This window comes from Pleomorphomonas sp. JP5 (assembly GCF_023721815.1).
Lineage (GTDB): Bacteria > Pseudomonadota > Alphaproteobacteria > Rhizobiales > Pleomorphomonadaceae > Pleomorphomonas.
On sequence record NZ_JAMDLI010000002.1, the window covers coordinates 259,179 to 275,605 of the forward strand.

Below are 16,427 nucleotides of genomic sequence, written 5' to 3' on the forward strand. Positions count from 1 at the left end.
AGCTTGAAACTTTGGTGTCCGGCCGCCTGGCGGTCGAACGAAGAATGGACCGGGGAGCGCCAAACGCTCAGAGCTTCCCCATCACCGCCTGACGGAAACCGTAGACCTCGCCCTTTCCGGCATAGGGCACCAGCGTCACCGAGCGGCTCTGGCCCGGCTCGAAGCGCACGGCCGTGCCGGCGGGAATGTCGAGCCTGTAGCCGCGCGCCTTGTCGCGGTCGAAGACCAGAGCCGGGTTGGTTTCGGCAAAATGGTAGTGGCTGCCGACCTGCACCGGCCTGTCGCCAGAGTTGGCAACCTCCAGCACCAGAATCGACCTGCCGGCGTTGAGTTCGATATCGCCGGTCGCGGGGATGACTTCACCTGGGATCATTTCTCTGCTCCCTCGCTCAGCGGATTGGTTCGTGGACGGTGACGAGCTTGGTGCCGTCCGGGAAGGTCGCTTCCACCTGCACGTCGTGGATCATCTCGGCGATGCCATCCATCACCTGCTCGCGGCTGAGCACCGTGGCGCCGCCTGCCATCAGCTCGGCCACCGTGCGGCCGTCGCGGGCGCCCTCCACGACATAGTCGGTGATCAGCGCCACCGCCTCGGGATAGTTCAGCTTGACGCCCCGCTCGAGGCGATTGCGCGCCACCATGGCGGCGAGGCTGACGAGCAGCTTGTCCTTTTCGCGCGGCGTCAGATTCATCGGGTTTTCCTCGTCTCAAATCGACCAGGCGCGCGGCAGCGGCCAGCCGGTGAGGGTTTCGATCAGGGGTTCGACAATGGCCCGCAGACGGCGACCGTCAAGGGCAAGACAACGTATGGACAAGAGTTCGTCGAAAGCCGAAGCGCCCGCTTCAATGCCGTCGCCAACGAGCGACGAGACAAGCTCCCGCGAGCGATCGAGCCAGGACGACGCATCCGGTGCCGCAACCAGGATGCTGGCAAAGGCACGGGCGCCGCCACCTGTTGCACCACCCCCCAGGATCGAGCGGCTATCGCCCGAAAGGCGCAAGGCGTCGGCATAGACGAGCCGACCATCGCGCCTGACACGCCAATGATCGGCGAGTTCGACGGTCGTAACCTCCTCGCCCATCGCGGTGCGGCCGAGCACGACGCTTTCCACCGCGACAAGCCTGGCATCGCCCACGAGATCCACGTCGAGTCGGCGCCGAAGGCCTGCGCCATCGAAGACGATGGTCTCCTGCGGCAGCCATCGCGCATTGGCGCCGGCCTCGACGATCAGCCGGTTGTCGATGTGACCGACGCCATCCGAGCGGCGGTAGATGCGCTCGGCGGCCTGGGTGGTGATGGTCGCCGTCGTCCCTTTGCCGAAGCGGGCCTCAAAGGAAAGGCGATCGCCGCCAGTCACGCCGCCAGCGCTGTTCAGAAAAACCGCCGTCGGTCCCGAGCCGTCATAGACTTTCGGCAACCGCACCTTGGCCGAGCCATCCTGGAAGAGGTCGGCGAGGCGTGTCTCCTCGCCCTCTCCGATCCGTCGCAGCGAAAAGGCCACGCGCGCCGTCCCCTCGGCTCGTTCGAGCCGGGGCATTTCTGCGCGAGGCGACGCGACGATCGACAGATCTGGCAAACTCTTTCCCCAAGCTTTGCCGACAGGCGCGGCAATTGCCCGCAATGTGGCAAAAGGCCCGCCAGCGGGCGAGCCTAAAACTTGGGCAGACGAGACTCTAAATCAGCCAATCCGGCAGATGATCCAGACCGATAAGGTCGTCATAGGACGGACGCGGGCGCACGACCGCCCAGCGATCGCCATCCACCAACACCTCCGGCACCAGAAGACGGGAGTTGTAGGTCCCCGACTGGACAGCACCATAGGCGCCGGCCGAGAATACGGAAAAGAGTTCGCCGGGACGCGCCACCGGCAGGTTGCGGTCACGCGCCAGATAGTCGCCGCTCTCGCAAACCGGCCCGACCACGTCGACCTTCTCCTGCTCGGCGCCGGCAGGCCGCTCGTCAACCGGCTTGATCTCGTGATAGGCGTCGTAGAGGGTCGGCCGCACAAGGTCGTTCATGGCGGCATCGACGATGACGAAGGTCTTGGCCTTGCCGCGCTTCACATACTGCACCTCGGTGACGAGGATGCCGGCATTGCCGACGATGAAGCGGCCCGGCTCGATCAAAACCTCGCAATCGAGCGCCTTGGTGTGACGGCGCACCACCTCGACATAGGCCGCCGGATGCGGCGGAGGCGTGTTGTCAGCCTTGTAGGGAATGCCGAGACCGCCGCCGAGGTCGACATGGTGGATGGAATGACCGGCGCCGCGCAGAGCGGCCACCAGGTCACCCAGCCGGGCGAAGGCGGCGTCGAAGGGCTCGAGATCGGTGATCTGCGAGCCGATGTGCATGTCGATGCCGGCGACTTCGAGGCCCGGTAGCGCGGCGGCGCGGGCGTAGACCTCCACGGCTTCCTTCCAGGGAATGCCGAACTTGTCTTCTGCCTTGCCGGTCGAGATCTTGGCGTGGGTGCGAGCGTCGACATCCGGGTTGATGCGAAGCGACACCGGCGCGGTTCGACCGAGACGGCTCGCCACGGCCGAAAGACGCTCAAGCTCCGGCTCGCTCTCGACGTTGAAGCACTTGATGCCCTCGGAAAGGGCGTACTCGATTTCGCGCACCGTCTTGGCAACACCGGAAAAGACGATCTTGTCGGCCGGGATGCCGGCAGCGCGCGCCCGGCGCAACTCGCCCTCCGAGACCACGTCGGCCCCGGCTCCGAGACGAGCCAAAGTGCCGATCACCGCCTGGTTGGAGTTGGCCTTCAGCGCGTAGCAGACAAGCGCCCGCTCGTCGCCGAGCGCCTCCTTGAACACCCGGAAGTGGCGGGTGATCGTGGCCGAAGAATAGATATAGACGGGCGTCCCCACCGCCGCGGCAATGGCGGGCACTGCGACGTCCTCGGCATGGAGCACGCCGCCGCGATAGTTGAAATGATGCAACCGGACCCCCTCAGATGAGACCGTCGAGTACGAAAGGCTTGTCGGTCGGGGTCGGTTTCGCGACGGGCTGAACCGCCCCCGGATCGCTGGTCGAGGAAACCGTCGCTTCGGCCGTGGCTTTCGGTGCGTCCAACGCCCCTTTTCGACCACAGCCTGCAAGCGCGAGCCCAATCATCAGCGATACAATCCCGAGACGCAGCACCATCTTGTCCTCGATCCGTTTGCCCCGACGCAGTTTCAAGCCACCCTCAGCCGAGGAGTGCCGTCCAGCGCTCCACTTCCGCCCGCACATTGTCGGGCGCCGTGCCGCCGTGCGACGTGCGGCTACGGACGGAGTTCTCGACAGTCAGCACATCGTAGACCGCTTCCGTGATGCCGTCATGCACCGTTTTCATGTCGGCGAGCGGGATCTCCGCCAGTTCGATGCCGCGCTCGGCAGCGACCGCCACCAGGCGACCGGTCACATGATGCGCATCGCGGAACGGTAGGCCGAGAACGCGCACCAGCCAGTCGGCAAGATCGGTCGCCGTCGAAAAACCGGAACCGGCGGCGGCGGCCATGCGGGCGACGTTCGGCACGAGGTCATCGACCATCCCGGTCATGGCCGCGAGCACGAGAGACAGGTTCTCGAAGCAGTCGAACGCCTGCTCTTTGTCCTCCTGCATGTCCTTCTGGTAGGCGAGCGGCAGCCCCTTCATGATGATGAGCAGCGCGTTCATGTCGCCGATGATCCGCCCGGCCTTGGCGCGCACCAGTTCGGCAGCGTCCGGATTGCGCTTCTGCGGCATGATCGACGAGCCGGTTGAAAACGCGTCCGACAGGCGCACGAAACCGAACTGAGCCGACGACCAGATGACGATCTCCTCGGCGAGGCGCGACAGGTGGACGGCGATGATCGACGCCGCCGACATGGCCTCAAGAGCGAAGTCCCGGTCGGAAACGCTGTCGAGCGAGTTGGCGGTCGGACGATCGAAGCCGAGGCTCGCCGCCGTCATGTGGCGATCGATCGGGAACGAGGTTCCGGCCAGCGCGGCCGCGCCGAGCGGACACTCGTTGAGGCGCCGCCGGGCATCCTGGATGCGGCCGCGATCGCGCGACAGCATTTCGACATAGGCCATCAGGTGGTGGCCGAAGGTCACCGGCTGAGCCGACTGGAGATGCGTAAAGCCTGGCATCACGGTGTCGGCGTGCTCGCCGGCCCGCTTGACCAGCGCCTTCATAAGGTCGGCGAGCTGGCCATCGACATGATCGAGACTGTCGCGAACCCACAGGCGGAAATCAGTCGCCACCTGATCGTTGCGCGAACGAGCCGTGTGAAGACGCCCAGCAGCCGCGCCGATCATCTCCTTGAGGCGCGATTCCACGTTCATGTGGATGTCCTCGAGGGCTCGCGAGAAGGTGAAGGTGCCGCCGTCGATTTCCGCCTTGATCGCGTCGAGACCTTCGGCGATCTTGCCGGCGTCGTCCTTGGAAATGATGCTGCGGGCGGCGAGCATTTCGGCGTGCGCCTTGGAGCCGGCGATGTCCTGGGCGTAGAGCTTCCGGTCGAAGTCGATGGAGGCGTTGATCTCCTCCATGATCGCGGACGGTCCAGCCGAAAACCGGCCGCCCCACATGCGGTTGCTCATTGGGTACACTCCAGGAACGAGGATCGGTCGATGCCGCTCAAGCCTTCCCGCCCCGTCTTCGCCGTGATTGCGATCGTCGCGGTGGCCGCCGGCCTTGCTGCGGTATACGTGACGGAGAGGGGCGCTGTCGAGAGTGGCGGCCGTTGTGCGGTTGCGTCGCCCGAGGCGGCGGCGCTGAAGCCGCTTGCCACTGGCGATCTTGCCGCCCTGCTACCGGCCGATACGCCGGCCGACCTGTCCAATCTCGTCCTGCGCTCGCCAGATGACGATGAGCGCCGCCTGACCGACTTCGCCGGCAAGACGCTCGTTCTCAACATGTGGGCGACCTGGTGCGTGCCCTGCCGCACGGAGATGCCACATCTCCAGGCGCTGCAGGAGAAGAGAGGCGGCCCCGACTTCTCGGTGCTAGCGCTCAATGTCGATGTGGGCGGCCCGGACAAGCCGACGAGATTCTTGAACGACATCGGAGCCACGTCGCTCGTCGATCTGCGCGACCCGGAGATGCGGGCCTTCAACGACCTGAAGGCGAGAGGATTGGTGCTGGGCCTGCCGACCACATTCGTGGTGGATCGAAACGGGTGTGCGCTGGCCTCGTTGGCCGGTCCCGCCAAGTGGGATTCACCGGCTGCGCTGGCGCTGGTCGATGCTGTTGCGGAGACGAACGCAGGCCAGTCCAATACGCCTTAGGCGTGGCTGCGGCCAGCAAGGCCGAGGCGCGGCAGAAAGCGTTCGAACCACTCGGCGAAGCGCTCGAGGTGGTCGACGTCATGTCCTTCGACACGGCTGACGATGGCTTTGCGGCGTTCGGTTGTGCTCATTGCCCGGAAGCGAGCCACCGCTCGCTGATGCGAAGCTTCCACGATGCGGACGACCACGGCATGGTCTCCATCCATCCAGGAAAACAGGAACGATTCCGGCTTAGCGAGGGTTGTCAGCACGTTTTCAATCCCGTCTTGATCGGGAGTTCGTAGCGCGGCCTAGGGCACCCGACCACTCCGGTTCCGAGGATCGAACCAATATGGTTAACGGAGCATTAACATCGTTTCACTGCAAGTCCGACGTTATTAATTCTCATCGAAAAACATAACGGAAAAAGGCATTTACACCAACGTCATGGTTAATTTTAACAGGAAACCGTCTTTTTGAAAATTGTGGATAAATTGTTAACGACGCGCGCCTCGGCTTGAAATGCGAAACCCTCGGTTTTCAGGGGCGCGACCTTTGGTAAGGAAAATCACGAATAACTCGCGACCTAAGCGCGCCGCGACGGCGGCGTGAAGCCCGACAGCGCCAGAGGGTTATCCGTCATCGCCTTGCGGTCTGGCGTATCGGGAGCGAGAATCCCGGCGAAGGCGTCGAACAGACGCTTGACCTCTTCCTCGGCAAGATCACGGGTGATGAAAACGAGCCGCGTGCGCCGATCGGCATCCGGCCACGACGGAAGGCGCACCGGCTGGTGGAAAAGCTCCTGAACGGCATGGACCACCAGTGGACGCTCGGGATCCTCGGCAAGCCGCACCACGCCCTTGAGCCGCAACAGCTTGGGGCCATGAGCGGCGCGCAGGAGTTCGAGGAACATCTCGAGCGCACCGGCCGGAAGCGCATCGTCAGACACCAGCGAAAAGGCTGAGACGCCGTCGTGCCGGCTGCCCTCCTCGTGATGGTGATGCCCGTCATGATGATGGTGATGGCTCGGGTGATCGCAGTCCTCGCCGGAACACGCGTGATCATGATGGTGGTGATGATCGCCGGCACCGTCAAAGGCCTCGGCGTTGAGCCAGCGCCGAACGTCGGCCGTCTTGGTGGTCGGATCGTAAAGGCCACAACCGAGTACATCGGCCGGCGCGGCTGTGGTGGCGTCCACGAGCGGCGCACCAGGGTTGAGCGCCGCAAGTCGCTGTTTCAAGGCAGGAAGGCGCGCCGCACCCTCGGGAAGATCCGCCTTGGCGATGACCAACCGGTCGGCAACGGCGACCTGCTTCACCGCCTCCTCGTGCTCGTCGAGCGTTCGGCTGCCATTGACCGCATCCACCACGGTGATGACGCCGTCGATGGCGTAACGCAGCGACAGGTAAGGATGGGCGGTCAACGTGGCGAGCACAGGAACCGGATCGGCAAGGCCGGTCGTCTCGATGACGATACGGCTCAGCGTCTCGATGCGGCCGTTGTCGACGCCGCGCAGGAAGTTTTCGAGCGTCGTCACCAGCTCGCCGCGCACGGTGCAGCAAAGGCAGCCCGACGACAGTTCGACGATACCGTCATCGGCCGCCTCGACGAGGAGATGATCGATGCCGATTTCGCCGAACTCGTTGATGATGAAACCGGTACCGGCCAGCGCCGGATCACGAACCAGCCGGTTGAGAAGGGAAGTCTTTCCAGCGCCGAGAAAGCCGGTGACGACGGTAACGGGAATGACGGGCTTTGGCCCGCGCTGACTGTCGGCTTCCGACACGGCGTGATTTCCTTTTCTGAAGCGTCAACGAGCGGGTTTGGGCAGCGGCAAGGGCACATCGACCGTCGCGACCGCCGGTTCCACAGGATCGGGCATATCGCTGGCGCCACCGAGGCTGATGGGAATCGGATCCATCACCTTGAAACGAGGCACGAGATAGCTCGCCGGCTGGTCATCGCCATCGCCGAGATCCTCTCCGACCGACGCCTTCGAGCCCTTCTTTCGCTTGGGACAGGCGAGCTCGCGAATATCGGCAACCGTCGTCGCCACAGGCCCGCGTGGCGCAAGCCGATCAAGCGTCACCGACGCGGCGGTCGCCGGTGTCCGGAACGAGGCCTCGAGCAGACTCGCCGCCAGTTCGTCGCGCTCCCGCGCCGTCTTGCCGCCAAGCACGATGGCGAGGATCTGTCGGCCATTGCGGGTCGCCGTCGCCACCACATTGAACCCCGCCGAGCAGATGAAACCGGTCTTCATGCCGTCAGCGCCGGGATACCGCTCGAGCAGATTGTTGTGATTCTTGATGATCTTGCCGCCGAGCGAAAGCGCCGTCGTCCGGTACAGCTCGCGATAGCCCGAGAACTCCTTGAGCAGAACGCGGGCAAGCAGCGCATAATCGCGGGCAGTGGTCCACTGGTTGGGATCCGGCAGACCGTTGGCATTGGAAAAGCGCGTGTTGATCATGCCGACCGACCGCGCCGCGGCATTCATGCGGGCGACGAAGCCTTGCAGGCTGCCGCCAACCCGTTCGGCCAGCGCATAGGAAACGTCATTGGCCGACTTCACCATGATGATCCGGAGTGCGGTGTCGACGGTCAACACCGTACCCGGCTTGAACCCCATCTTGGACGGCTGTTCGCGCGTCGAAGCCGGCGTCATCACCACACCCGAATCGCCCCGAATCTCGCCGGCCTTGATGGCCGATAGCGTGACATAGACGGTCATCAGCTTGGTTATGGAAGCGGGATACCACGGGTCGAAGCTCTGATTCTCGGCCAGCACCGCGCCAGAAGCGAGGTCGACGGCGAGATAGGGGGCGGCAACCGCGCCGCCAACCAGGTTCAGACACAACGGCAACGCGGTGGCGAGGCGAAAAATGCGGCGGGCGCGGCCACACGGGTCGAAAATCGTCGGCAAGGCTTTCTTCCCGGAAAACAGTCGTCAACGGACGGATGAGTTTAGCCGAAGGTCGCGTTCTCCGCAAAGGCGCGAGATGACCGGCCCTCCCCGGATGGCCTCCGAAGGCGGCCAGAATGCGGCAACACTCTTATCTTCGACCCATTTCCCTTCTAGAGTGCCTTCAACCACACGGACGACAATGCCGCCGGGGAAAGGCTCGATGACAGAAGGACCGCACCGGCCCAACGACCGCGAAGGCGATCTTCCGCCCGCCACCGCGCGTGCCATCGGGTTGGCCGGACTGTCACTCGCCTGGGAGCGCCTTTGGCCACGCCTTGCATTGACGCTCTCGCTGCTCGGCGCCTTTCTGGCGCTCGCATGGCTTGGCGCCTTCGAGAGACTTCCGACCGCTCTTCGCCTCTCAGCTGCGGGCCTGTTCGTTGCGGCCTTTCTGGCAAGCCTGGTCCCTCTCCTGCGAACGCCGTGGCCCGACCGGCGGCAGGCGGCCGACAGGCTCGAGCGCGGCGTTCCGCATCGACCGCTCAGCGCTTTCCTAGACCACCCCTCGACCACGGGCGACAGGCTGTCCGATGCCCTGTGGCAGGCCCACCGCCGCCGTCTCGCAGCAAGCCTCGAGGGGCTGAGAGCAGATCGGCCGTCCCCACGCCTCGATCGCGCCGATCCATACGCGATAAGGTCAGCCGTCTTCCTGCTGGTGATTGTTGGCTTTTTCGCCACGCCGGATCATTTGGGATCGGTGGCAAACGTCTTCCGGCTGCCGATCGCCGCGCCGTCCGACATCCGTGTCAACGTCTGGGCGAACCCGCCAACCTATACCGGCCAGTCGCCACGAGCCTTGGTGACGACCGCCAACGGAGCCGTCGTTCCGCCTGAGAACTCCTCCGTGACCCTGCCGGCAGGAACGACACTCGTCGCACGACTGGCCGGAGTCGGCGCGCCGACTGTCACCTTCGCCCGAAAGGGACAGCCGCCGATGCCGCTCGAAGGACGCTTCCCGGCGCAGGGACAAACCGCCTACGAGTATCGCCTCGCCAGCTCCGGCACCTTGTCGCTGGCCGGCGACGGCCTTCCGGCCCTTGATCTGCCGATTGCCGTCCGGTCCGATGCGCCACCGACCATTCGCCTCATCGAGCAGCCAGCCGCCACGTCTCGTGGCGCCCTTCGCCTCGCCTACTCGGTAACCGACGACTACCGGGTCGCAGCCGCCCGCGCCATTCTCTCCGTCGATGCGGACGAGGGAGCTCGGCCACTGGCGGCATTACCCGACGTGACGCTCGGCCTGCCTCGCCGTGGCGAAGACCGAGCCGTTGCGACTTCCGACCTGACCGGCCATCCGCTGGCAGGCAGCCGTGTCCATCTCGTTCTCGAAGCGCGTGATGACGCAGGCCAGGTCTCGGAGACTCCCCCTCTCGTCATAGACCTGCCGTCTCGCCCGTTCCGAAATCCGCTGGCCGCGGCCATCGTCGAGCAGAGACGCTTGCTGGCAGCCGACGCCCGGCAGGCGAAGACGGTGGCGAGCACGTTCGAGACGATGGGCGACCTCGGCGCCGCTTTCATCGACCGTCCCGGCGAGATCATCGGGCTTCGTGTTGCCCGCAACCGCATCCTGCATGCGCGCGACGACGCCGAGCTCAAGCCGGTCCTCGACTACCTCTGGCAGATGGCGCTCGCCATCGAGGCGGGCGACTCCTCCCCCGCGGCGGAGCGCCTCGCCGCCGCCCGCGAGGCGCTGAAAAGCGCCCTGGAGAACGGCGCCTCGCCCGAGGAGATCGCCCGTCTCACCGAGGAGCTCAAAGCCGCTCTCGACGAGTATATCAAGGCGATGGCCCAGGCGGCCGCCGCAAACCCTTCGCGCCTTGGCGATCTCGGCCAGAAAGGTGGAGAACGGGTCACCAGTGAAGACCTCAAGAAGCTCATCGACCGCATGCGGGAGCTCGGAGAGCTTGGAGAACGAGACGCCGCCGCCCAGCTCCTGTCGCAGCTCGACGACATCCTCTCGGGGCTGCAGTTCGCCACTCCCAAGGCCGGCGGCTCCAGCGATCCGACGCTCGACGAACTGGCCGACATCATCCGCCGGCAGCAGGAGCTGCAGAACCGTACGCACAAGCTGACACCCGACGGCTACACCGGAGAGGAGTTCGGCGACGACAGCGGCGACCAGCGGGCCCTGGAAGACCTGGGACGCGAGCAGTCAGCTCTGTCGCGCCGCCTGGGGGAGTTGATGTCCCGCCTGTCCAAGGACACCCAGAGCGGCATGGATGGGCTCGAAGGAGCCGGCCGCGCCATGCGGGATGCCGGGCGCGACCTCGGCTCCGGCGACGCCGACTCGGCGGTCGGCAACCAGGGGGCAGCTCTCGATGCCCTTCGGCGCGGTGCGCGCGAGATGATGCGCGGCCAGGAACAAGGCACCGCCGGCGTTCGTGACGGCGGCACCGATCCGCTTGGTCGGCCGACTGGCCGACGTGGTCCCGATTTCGGCGACGGCACCAAGGTTCCGGGCGAAATCGAGGTGCAACGGGCTCGCCGCCTGCTGGAGGAGCTTCGCCGCCGCTACGCCGATCCCGACCGGCCGCCCCTCGAGCTCGACTATCTCCGACGGCTGATCGCGCCGTTCTAATCGGCGCACGATCGGTCGCGCCAAATTCACCTGAAACCGCGTCCAGAGGCTTCCGACGTCGAGCAGCGTCCGTGCAAGGCGAAAGCCAATCTTGCCACGCGGCCGACGGCGATTGGGGCCAACCCGAAACGGGTGTCTGCCCCGCCGTTGACGACAGCGCGGACGGTCGCTACGGTCACGCCTCGCGCCCCGGAATCCGCCGATTGCAGGCTGTTTCGGCGTTCGTTCCATTGGTCCGGAGAGATGGTCCCGATGAAGATTCTCGTGCCCGTGAAACGGGTGGTCGACTACAACGTCAACATCCGCGTCAAGGCCGACGGCTCCGGCGTCGATCTCGCCAACGTCAAGATGTCGATGAATCCCTTCGACGAGATCGCCGTCGAGGAAGCTCTGCGTCTTCGCGAAGCCGGCATTGCCAGCGAAATCGTTGCCGTCTCCATAGGTCCGAAGGAGGCGCAGGATACGGTCCGTACCGCGCTTGCCATGGGCGCCGACCGAGGCATCGTTCTTGAAGCTGACGGCACGGTCGAGCCGCTTGCCGTCGCCAAACTTCTGCAGGAGATCGTTGCCGAAGAAGCTCCGGGCCTCGTCATCCTCGGCAAGCAGGCCATCGACGACGACAGCAACCAGACCGGCCAGATGCTGGCGGCCTTGCTCGGCTGGCCGCAAGGCACCTTCGCCTCCAAGCTCGTCCCGAGTAACGACGGCATCGAAGTCACTCGCGAAGTCGACGGCGGCCTGCAGACCGTGCGCCTCGCGCTGCCCGCCGTGGTCACCGCGGACCTTCGCCTCAACGAACCACGCTATGCCTCGTTGCCGAATATCATGAAGGCCAAGAAGAAGCCGATCGACTTGAGGCCGGCCGCGCAATACGGCGTCGATCTCACGCCGCGCCTCACGGTCTTGAAAACCGCCGAGCCACCGGTCCGGCCCGCCGGTCGCCGCCTCGCCTCGGTCGCCGAGCTGGTCGACTGCCTGAAGACTGAAGCCGGTGTGCTCTGAGAAAGGCCTGCGAACATGACCACTCTTCTCCTCGCCGCCCACGATGGCGTGTCCCTCAAGGACGCTACCCTCAAGGCACTCACCGCGGCGCTGGCCATCGGCGATGACATTCATGTTCTGGTGGCCGGCAACGGCGTCGCCGGGGCTGCCAGCGAGGCTGCCAAGCTCAAGGGCGTCAGCCGCGTTCTGACCGCCGAGGCGGCTCAGCTCGAACATGGCCTTGCGGAACCGCTGGCCGCCCTCGTCGTGGCGCTGGCTCCCGCCTATTCGGCCGTGTTGGCGCCGTCGACCTCCACCTTCAAGAACGCCCTGCCCCGCGCCGCCGCCCTGCTCGACGTGATGCAGATCTCCGACGTCACGGCTGTGCTGGCGCCCAACACTTTCGAGCGGCCGACCTATGCCGGCAACGCCCTTCTGACCGTGCGCTCCGCCGACCCGATCAAGCTCATCACCGTCCGCACTGCCTCCTTCCGGGCAACCCCGGCCGAGGATCGCACACCTGCGCCGGTCGAGCCTGTTGCCGCGCCCGCCGATTCAGGCCTATCCGCCTTTGTCGGCGACGTCTTTTCGTCGACGGAGCGACCGGAGCTGACCTCTGCTCGGGTCGTCGTGTCCGGCGGCCGAGCGCTCGGTTCGGAGGAACAGTTCCAAGCCGTGCTGTTGCCGCTGGCCGACAAGCTCGGCGCGGCAGTCGGCGCCAGCCGCGCGGCGGTGGACGCGGGTTACGCCCCCAACGACTGGCAGGTTGGCCAGACCGGCAAGGCGGTGTCGCCCGAGCTTTACCTCGCCATCGGGATATCCGGCGCCATCCAGCACCTTGCCGGCATGAAGGACGCCAAGGTGATCGTCGCCATCAACAAGGACGCCGAGGCGCCGATCTTCCAGGTCGCCGACTACGGCTTGATCGGCGACTTGTTCGAACTCGTGCCGGAGCTGACGAAAGCCCTCGGTTGAGCTAGAATGATCTGAAACGTGTTACAGGGCGCGCTGCGGTCAAGTCGCGTCCCGGAAGGCTCGAGGACTTCAATGGTAGAAATCAGGTCGGTCGGCGTCATGGGCGCGGGTCAGATGGGCTCCGGCATCGCGCATGTCTGCGCTCTCGCGGGTCTCGACGTTGGGCTCTACGACATTGCGCGCGATCGAGTCGAGGCTTGCCTCAACGTCGTATCCGCCAACCTCAGCCGTCAGGTCGCCTCCAAGAAGATCACCGAGGAGCAGCGCCGCGAGGCGCTTTCCCGCATCAAGCTCTACAACGATCTCGACGGCTTTTCCGATACCGACCTCGTCATCGAGGCGGTGACGGAAAACGAGACCATCAAGCGCAAGGCGCTCTCGCAGCTCTGTCCCGAGCTGAAGCCCGAAGCGATGATCGGCACCAATACCTCGTCGGTGTCCATCACCCGCCTCGCCGCGTCGACCGACCGGCCGGAGCGTTTCATCGGCATCCACTTCATGAACCCCGTGCCGGTGATGCAGCTCGTCGAGCTGGTGCGCGGCATCGCCACCGAGGACGAAACCTTCGAGGCAGCTCGCAATTTCGTTTCCAAGCTCGGCAAGACGGTCGCCGTGTCGGAGGACTTCCCGGCCTTCATGGTCAACCGCATCCTGTTGCCGATGATCAACGAGGCGATCTACACGCTCTACGAGGGCGTCGGCACGGTGGACTCCATCGATACGGCCATGCGCCTCGGCGCCAATCACCCCATGGGTCCACTCCAGCTCGCCGATTTCATCGGCCTCGACACCTGCCTCTCGATCATGCAGGTGCTGCACGACGGCCTTGCCGACAGCAAGTACCGCCCCTGCCCGCTTCTGGTGAAATATGTCGAGGCCGGCTGGCTCGGCCGCAAAACGCAGCGCGGTTTCTACGACTACCGTGGGCCGACCCCCATGCCGACGCGCTGAGGCGCACATCGACAGGTTCAAATGCAAAGCCCGCTCGCCCTGTTCCCGTTCAAATCGGGACGCAAGGCGAGCGGGCTTTTTCTGACCCGAGACTAATCCTCGGTCACGCCCTGCGGACGACGATCTCGCTTGGCCGATAGCTGGAGCGAAGATCGCGGACCACGAGGCTTTCGACAGGATCGACATCGCCCGAGCGAGATGTCCAGACGATCTCGACCGGTGCGTCCGGCGTCACGAGAACGGCATTCTCGGAAAACACGCCGTAGGGATCCGTCTCCAGCGAGACATAGAAGGCCGGCGCCTTGGCGGTGATCTTGAAGCCCCACTCTCCGACGCCACGCTTTGTCGCCTCGACCACGAGTCCGGGATCGCGAAGGCGCAGCGCCTTGTAGGGCGAAACCGCGTGATGGTCGAAATGCTCACCTGCCGGATCTCGCCAAGTGAAGCCCAGCACTTCGTCAGGGCTGCCGTCGGCGGGAACCGACAAGAGCAGGATCGCTCGATCGGTCGGCACCGTCTTCATGAACTCGCCAGCCGGCCGACGAGCGCCATCGACGCCAAGCCAGAACGCATTGCCGGCCACCACCACCTCGGACGGCGTATCGTTGACGGCGAACAGGTCCACCGTGGCCGTGTCGGCTGACGGAATGGCCACCACGTTGATGGGCGCGAAGAAGCGCTTGGCCATCGAGTGCAGAAGCTTCCAGCGGCCGCCATATTCGATCGAAGACCAGGACGCCACCGGATAGGTGTCGTTGAGCTGCCAGTAAAGCGCGCCCATGCACTCCGGCTTGATCGACCGCCAGAAATCGATGCCCGTCTTCATCGCCAAACCCTGCTGGACCTGGCTCAGATAGACGACGTTCTCGAAGTTCTTCGGGAAGCGGAAATAGCGCGAGATGGTCTCGACGATGCGGGCGTTGCCGCCGGCATTCTTCTGGTGCAGCTCCATGGCCGGCGAAGCGATGTCGAGGTCTTCTTCATCGATGTAGCGGCGAAGCGTCGACAGCGACACGAAGGACTGGAAGCCGAACTCCGAAGCGAAACGCGGGCGCACCCCACGATAGGCCGCGAACGACTTACCGGCGTGCCAGACGTCCCACATGTGCTGGTCGCCGGATCCTTCAGCCTTCCAGGCGTCGCCGAAGTCCATCGGCCCCTTTGACGGTGACGACGGCCAGAACAGCCGATCCGGATCGGCGCGTCCGACCGCCAACTCGATCGTCCGGTTGAGCCGGTCGTAGGCGACGAGATAGCGATCGCGATTGGCGCGCGCCACCTCGAACCAGGTGAGGGCGCCGATCACCTCGTTGTCGCCGCAGTAGAGGGCGATCGACGCATGATGCGACAGCCGCCGGACCTGATGCTCGATCTCCCGATCGACTTCGGCGAGGAAGGCATTGTCGGCCGGATAGAGCGCGCAGGCAAACATCATGTCCTGCCAGATCAGGATGCCAAGCTCGTCGCAGAGGTCGTAGAACCACTCCGGCTCATACTGGCCGCCGCCCCAGATGCGCAGCATGTTCATGCCAACTGCAACCGCGTCCTCAAGGAGAGGGCGCACCGCTTCCGGCGTGATGCGAGAAGGCAGGGCGTCGCCGGGAATCCAGTTGGCGCCACGGCAGAACAGATCGAGCCCGTTGATGCGGACGGTCAACGGTACGCCGATCTCGTCGCGTTTGGTGACCACCTCGATGCGGCGGAGGCCGATCCGCTGCCGAAGCGTGGAGCCGCCCAAAGTGACGGCCAGATCGTAGAGCGCCTGCTCGCCCGAGCCGACCGGCCACCAAAGACGAGGGTTCTCGATATGCAGCGTCGCTTCGGCCACGCTGGTGCCGGGCGAACAGGTGACCTGAAGGCTAGCCTTCTCGTCCCCGAGCTCGATGGTGAGCAGCTCTTCGCAGGCTGCTTTTGCCTGGATACGAACCTCGATATCGACATCGACGGCGCCGGTTTCCTGGTTGTGGCGCTGGCGATGCTGGACATAGGTTATGGTTGGCAGGTCGGCACGCTCCAGACGGATGTCGCCGTAGAGGCCGAAAGGCATCATGGCGATGTTCCAGTCCCAGCCCGCGTGACATTGCACCTTTCTCAGAAGGTTGATGTGCGGACTGGCCTGCATCTGGGCGCTGTAGGGCTGCTCGAACGGCTGTTTTGCGGCCGCCTCCATCGCAGCGGCAACGTTGGAACGGAAGACAATCTCGATCTCGTTCTCGCCGCTGCGAAGCGCAGTGCCCACCTCGGCCCGATGCGGACGGAACATGTTCGCGGTAGCGAGCACCATCTGGCCGTTGATCCGCACTTCGGCAACGGTATCGAGAGCGTCCACGTAAAGTGCCCAGGGATGACCGAGCGCCTCGGCATCCATGGAGAAGGTGCGGCGAGCGATCCAGTCGCGTTCGGCCGGCCAGCGCACCAAGAGTTCGTTTTCGCCGACATAGGGATCGGGCAGGATGTCGGCGGCGATCAATGCCGAGAGCGCGTCGCCTGGCAGCGCAAACGGCACGGAAATCGATTCATCTGCCGCTTGAAGCGTCCAGTTTCCCGCGAGGTCCTTCGCGGAAGCGCGATTGACGAGATCAGCCATGAAAAACTCAAGAAATGTCGGAAGCCGCTGCTCCTCCGGGACGCAGGTCCCGTCCCCCGCAGAGCGGTGAATGCGGGGGAACCGCTGCAACATAGCCCGCCGTACCCTGACGGGCAACCGAAACGATTGCGCCGATGGCCCGCTATTGGGCCGGCC

At 64.9% G+C, this 16,427-nt stretch carries 15 protein-coding genes; 5 read left to right on the top strand and 10 right to left on the bottom strand.

Features of this window, described 5'->3' with window-relative positions; all coding sequences use genetic code 11:
- Window positions 1-67: 67 nt before the first annotated feature.
- The 6 genes from M4J40_RS03110 to argH form a co-directional block, all read right to left on the bottom strand.
- A complete protein-coding gene (locus M4J40_RS03110) occupies window positions 68-373 on the bottom strand; it encodes an urease subunit beta (RefSeq protein WP_251752022.1) in 306 nt (101 codons plus the stop codon).
- Between the two features lie 16 nt (window positions 374-389).
- The gene (locus M4J40_RS03115; protein WP_251752023.1) at window positions 390-692 is read right to left on the bottom strand and encodes an urease subunit gamma; all 303 of its coding nucleotides are present in this window, start codon (window positions 690-692) and stop codon (window positions 390-392) included.
- Window positions 693-707: 15 nt separating this feature from the next.
- Window positions 708-1,502, bottom strand: coding sequence for an urease accessory protein UreD (locus M4J40_RS03120; protein WP_251752024.1), 795 nt, complete (start codon window positions 1,500-1,502; stop codon window positions 708-710).
- Between the two features lie 172 nt (window positions 1,503-1,674).
- Window positions 1,675-2,943 carry a diaminopimelate decarboxylase gene (gene lysA / locus M4J40_RS03125; protein WP_251752025.1) on the bottom strand — a complete coding sequence of 423 codons (1,269 nt, stop codon included), beginning with the start codon at window positions 2,941-2,943 and terminating at the stop codon, window positions 1,675-1,677.
- 10 nt (window positions 2,944-2,953) lie between these two features.
- Entirely contained in the window at window positions 2,954-3,148 is a 195-nt protein-coding gene (locus M4J40_RS03130) for an LPS translocon maturation chaperone LptM (RefSeq protein ID WP_251752027.1), read from the bottom strand.
- 43 nt (window positions 3,149-3,191) lie between these two features.
- Entirely contained in the window at window positions 3,192-4,571 is a 1,380-nt protein-coding gene (gene argH, locus M4J40_RS03135; RefSeq protein WP_251752028.1) for an argininosuccinate lyase, read from the bottom strand.
- 30 nt (window positions 4,572-4,601) lie between these two features.
- On the opposite strand from argH, the gene tlpA reads away from it, so the two are divergent.
- Window positions 4,602-5,258 (top strand): thiol:disulfide interchange protein TlpA, encoded by a 657-nt coding sequence (tlpA, locus tag M4J40_RS03140; protein WP_251752030.1) that lies wholly within the window; start codon window positions 4,602-4,604, stop codon window positions 5,256-5,258.
- On the opposite strand, the gene M4J40_RS03145 is transcribed toward tlpA, so the two are convergent.
- From M4J40_RS03145 to M4J40_RS03155, 3 genes are all read right to left on the bottom strand, one after another.
- Window positions 5,255-5,509, bottom strand: coding sequence for a hypothetical protein (locus tag M4J40_RS03145; RefSeq protein WP_251752032.1), 255 nt, complete (start codon window positions 5,507-5,509; stop codon window positions 5,255-5,257). The genes tlpA and M4J40_RS03145 overlap by 4 nt on opposite strands.
- A gap of 314 nt (window positions 5,510-5,823) precedes the next feature.
- On the bottom strand, window positions 5,824-7,023 hold the full coding sequence (locus M4J40_RS03150; RefSeq protein ID WP_251752035.1) for a GTP-binding protein: 1,200 nt from the start codon (window positions 7,021-7,023) through the stop codon (window positions 5,824-5,826).
- Between the two features lie 24 nt (window positions 7,024-7,047).
- Window positions 7,048-8,157 carry a D-alanyl-D-alanine carboxypeptidase family protein gene (locus M4J40_RS03155; protein WP_251752036.1) on the bottom strand — a complete coding sequence of 370 codons (1,110 nt, stop codon included), beginning with the start codon at window positions 8,155-8,157 and terminating at the stop codon, window positions 7,048-7,050.
- Between the two features lie 202 nt (window positions 8,158-8,359).
- On the opposite strand from M4J40_RS03155, the gene M4J40_RS03160 reads away from it, so the two are divergent.
- The 4 genes from M4J40_RS03160 (at window position 8,360) to M4J40_RS03175 (ending at window position 13,684) form a co-directional block, all read left to right on the top strand.
- Window positions 8,360-10,777 (top strand): TIGR02302 family protein, encoded by a 2,418-nt coding sequence (locus M4J40_RS03160; protein ID WP_251752038.1) that lies wholly within the window; start codon window positions 8,360-8,362, stop codon window positions 10,775-10,777.
- Window positions 10,778-11,029: 252 nt separating this feature from the next.
- Window positions 11,030-11,779: an electron transfer flavoprotein subunit beta/FixA family protein gene (locus M4J40_RS03165; RefSeq protein ID WP_251752040.1), complete on the top strand. Its 750-nt coding sequence runs from the start codon at window positions 11,030-11,032 to the stop codon at window positions 11,777-11,779.
- Window positions 11,780-11,794: 15 nt separating this feature from the next.
- Window positions 11,795-12,733: an electron transfer flavoprotein subunit alpha/FixB family protein gene (locus M4J40_RS03170; protein WP_251752042.1), complete on the top strand. Its 939-nt coding sequence runs from the start codon at window positions 11,795-11,797 to the stop codon at window positions 12,731-12,733.
- Between the two features lie 72 nt (window positions 12,734-12,805).
- Window positions 12,806-13,684: a 3-hydroxybutyryl-CoA dehydrogenase gene (locus tag M4J40_RS03175; protein ID WP_251752043.1), complete on the top strand. Its 879-nt coding sequence runs from the start codon at window positions 12,806-12,808 to the stop codon at window positions 13,682-13,684.
- Window positions 13,685-13,787: 103 nt separating this feature from the next.
- On the opposite strand, the gene M4J40_RS03180 is transcribed toward M4J40_RS03175, so the two are convergent.
- Window positions 13,788-16,271: a glycoside hydrolase family 2 protein gene (locus M4J40_RS03180; protein ID WP_251752044.1), complete on the bottom strand. Its 2,484-nt coding sequence runs from the start codon at window positions 16,269-16,271 to the stop codon at window positions 13,788-13,790.
- Between the last annotated feature and the right edge of the window lie 156 nt (window positions 16,272-16,427).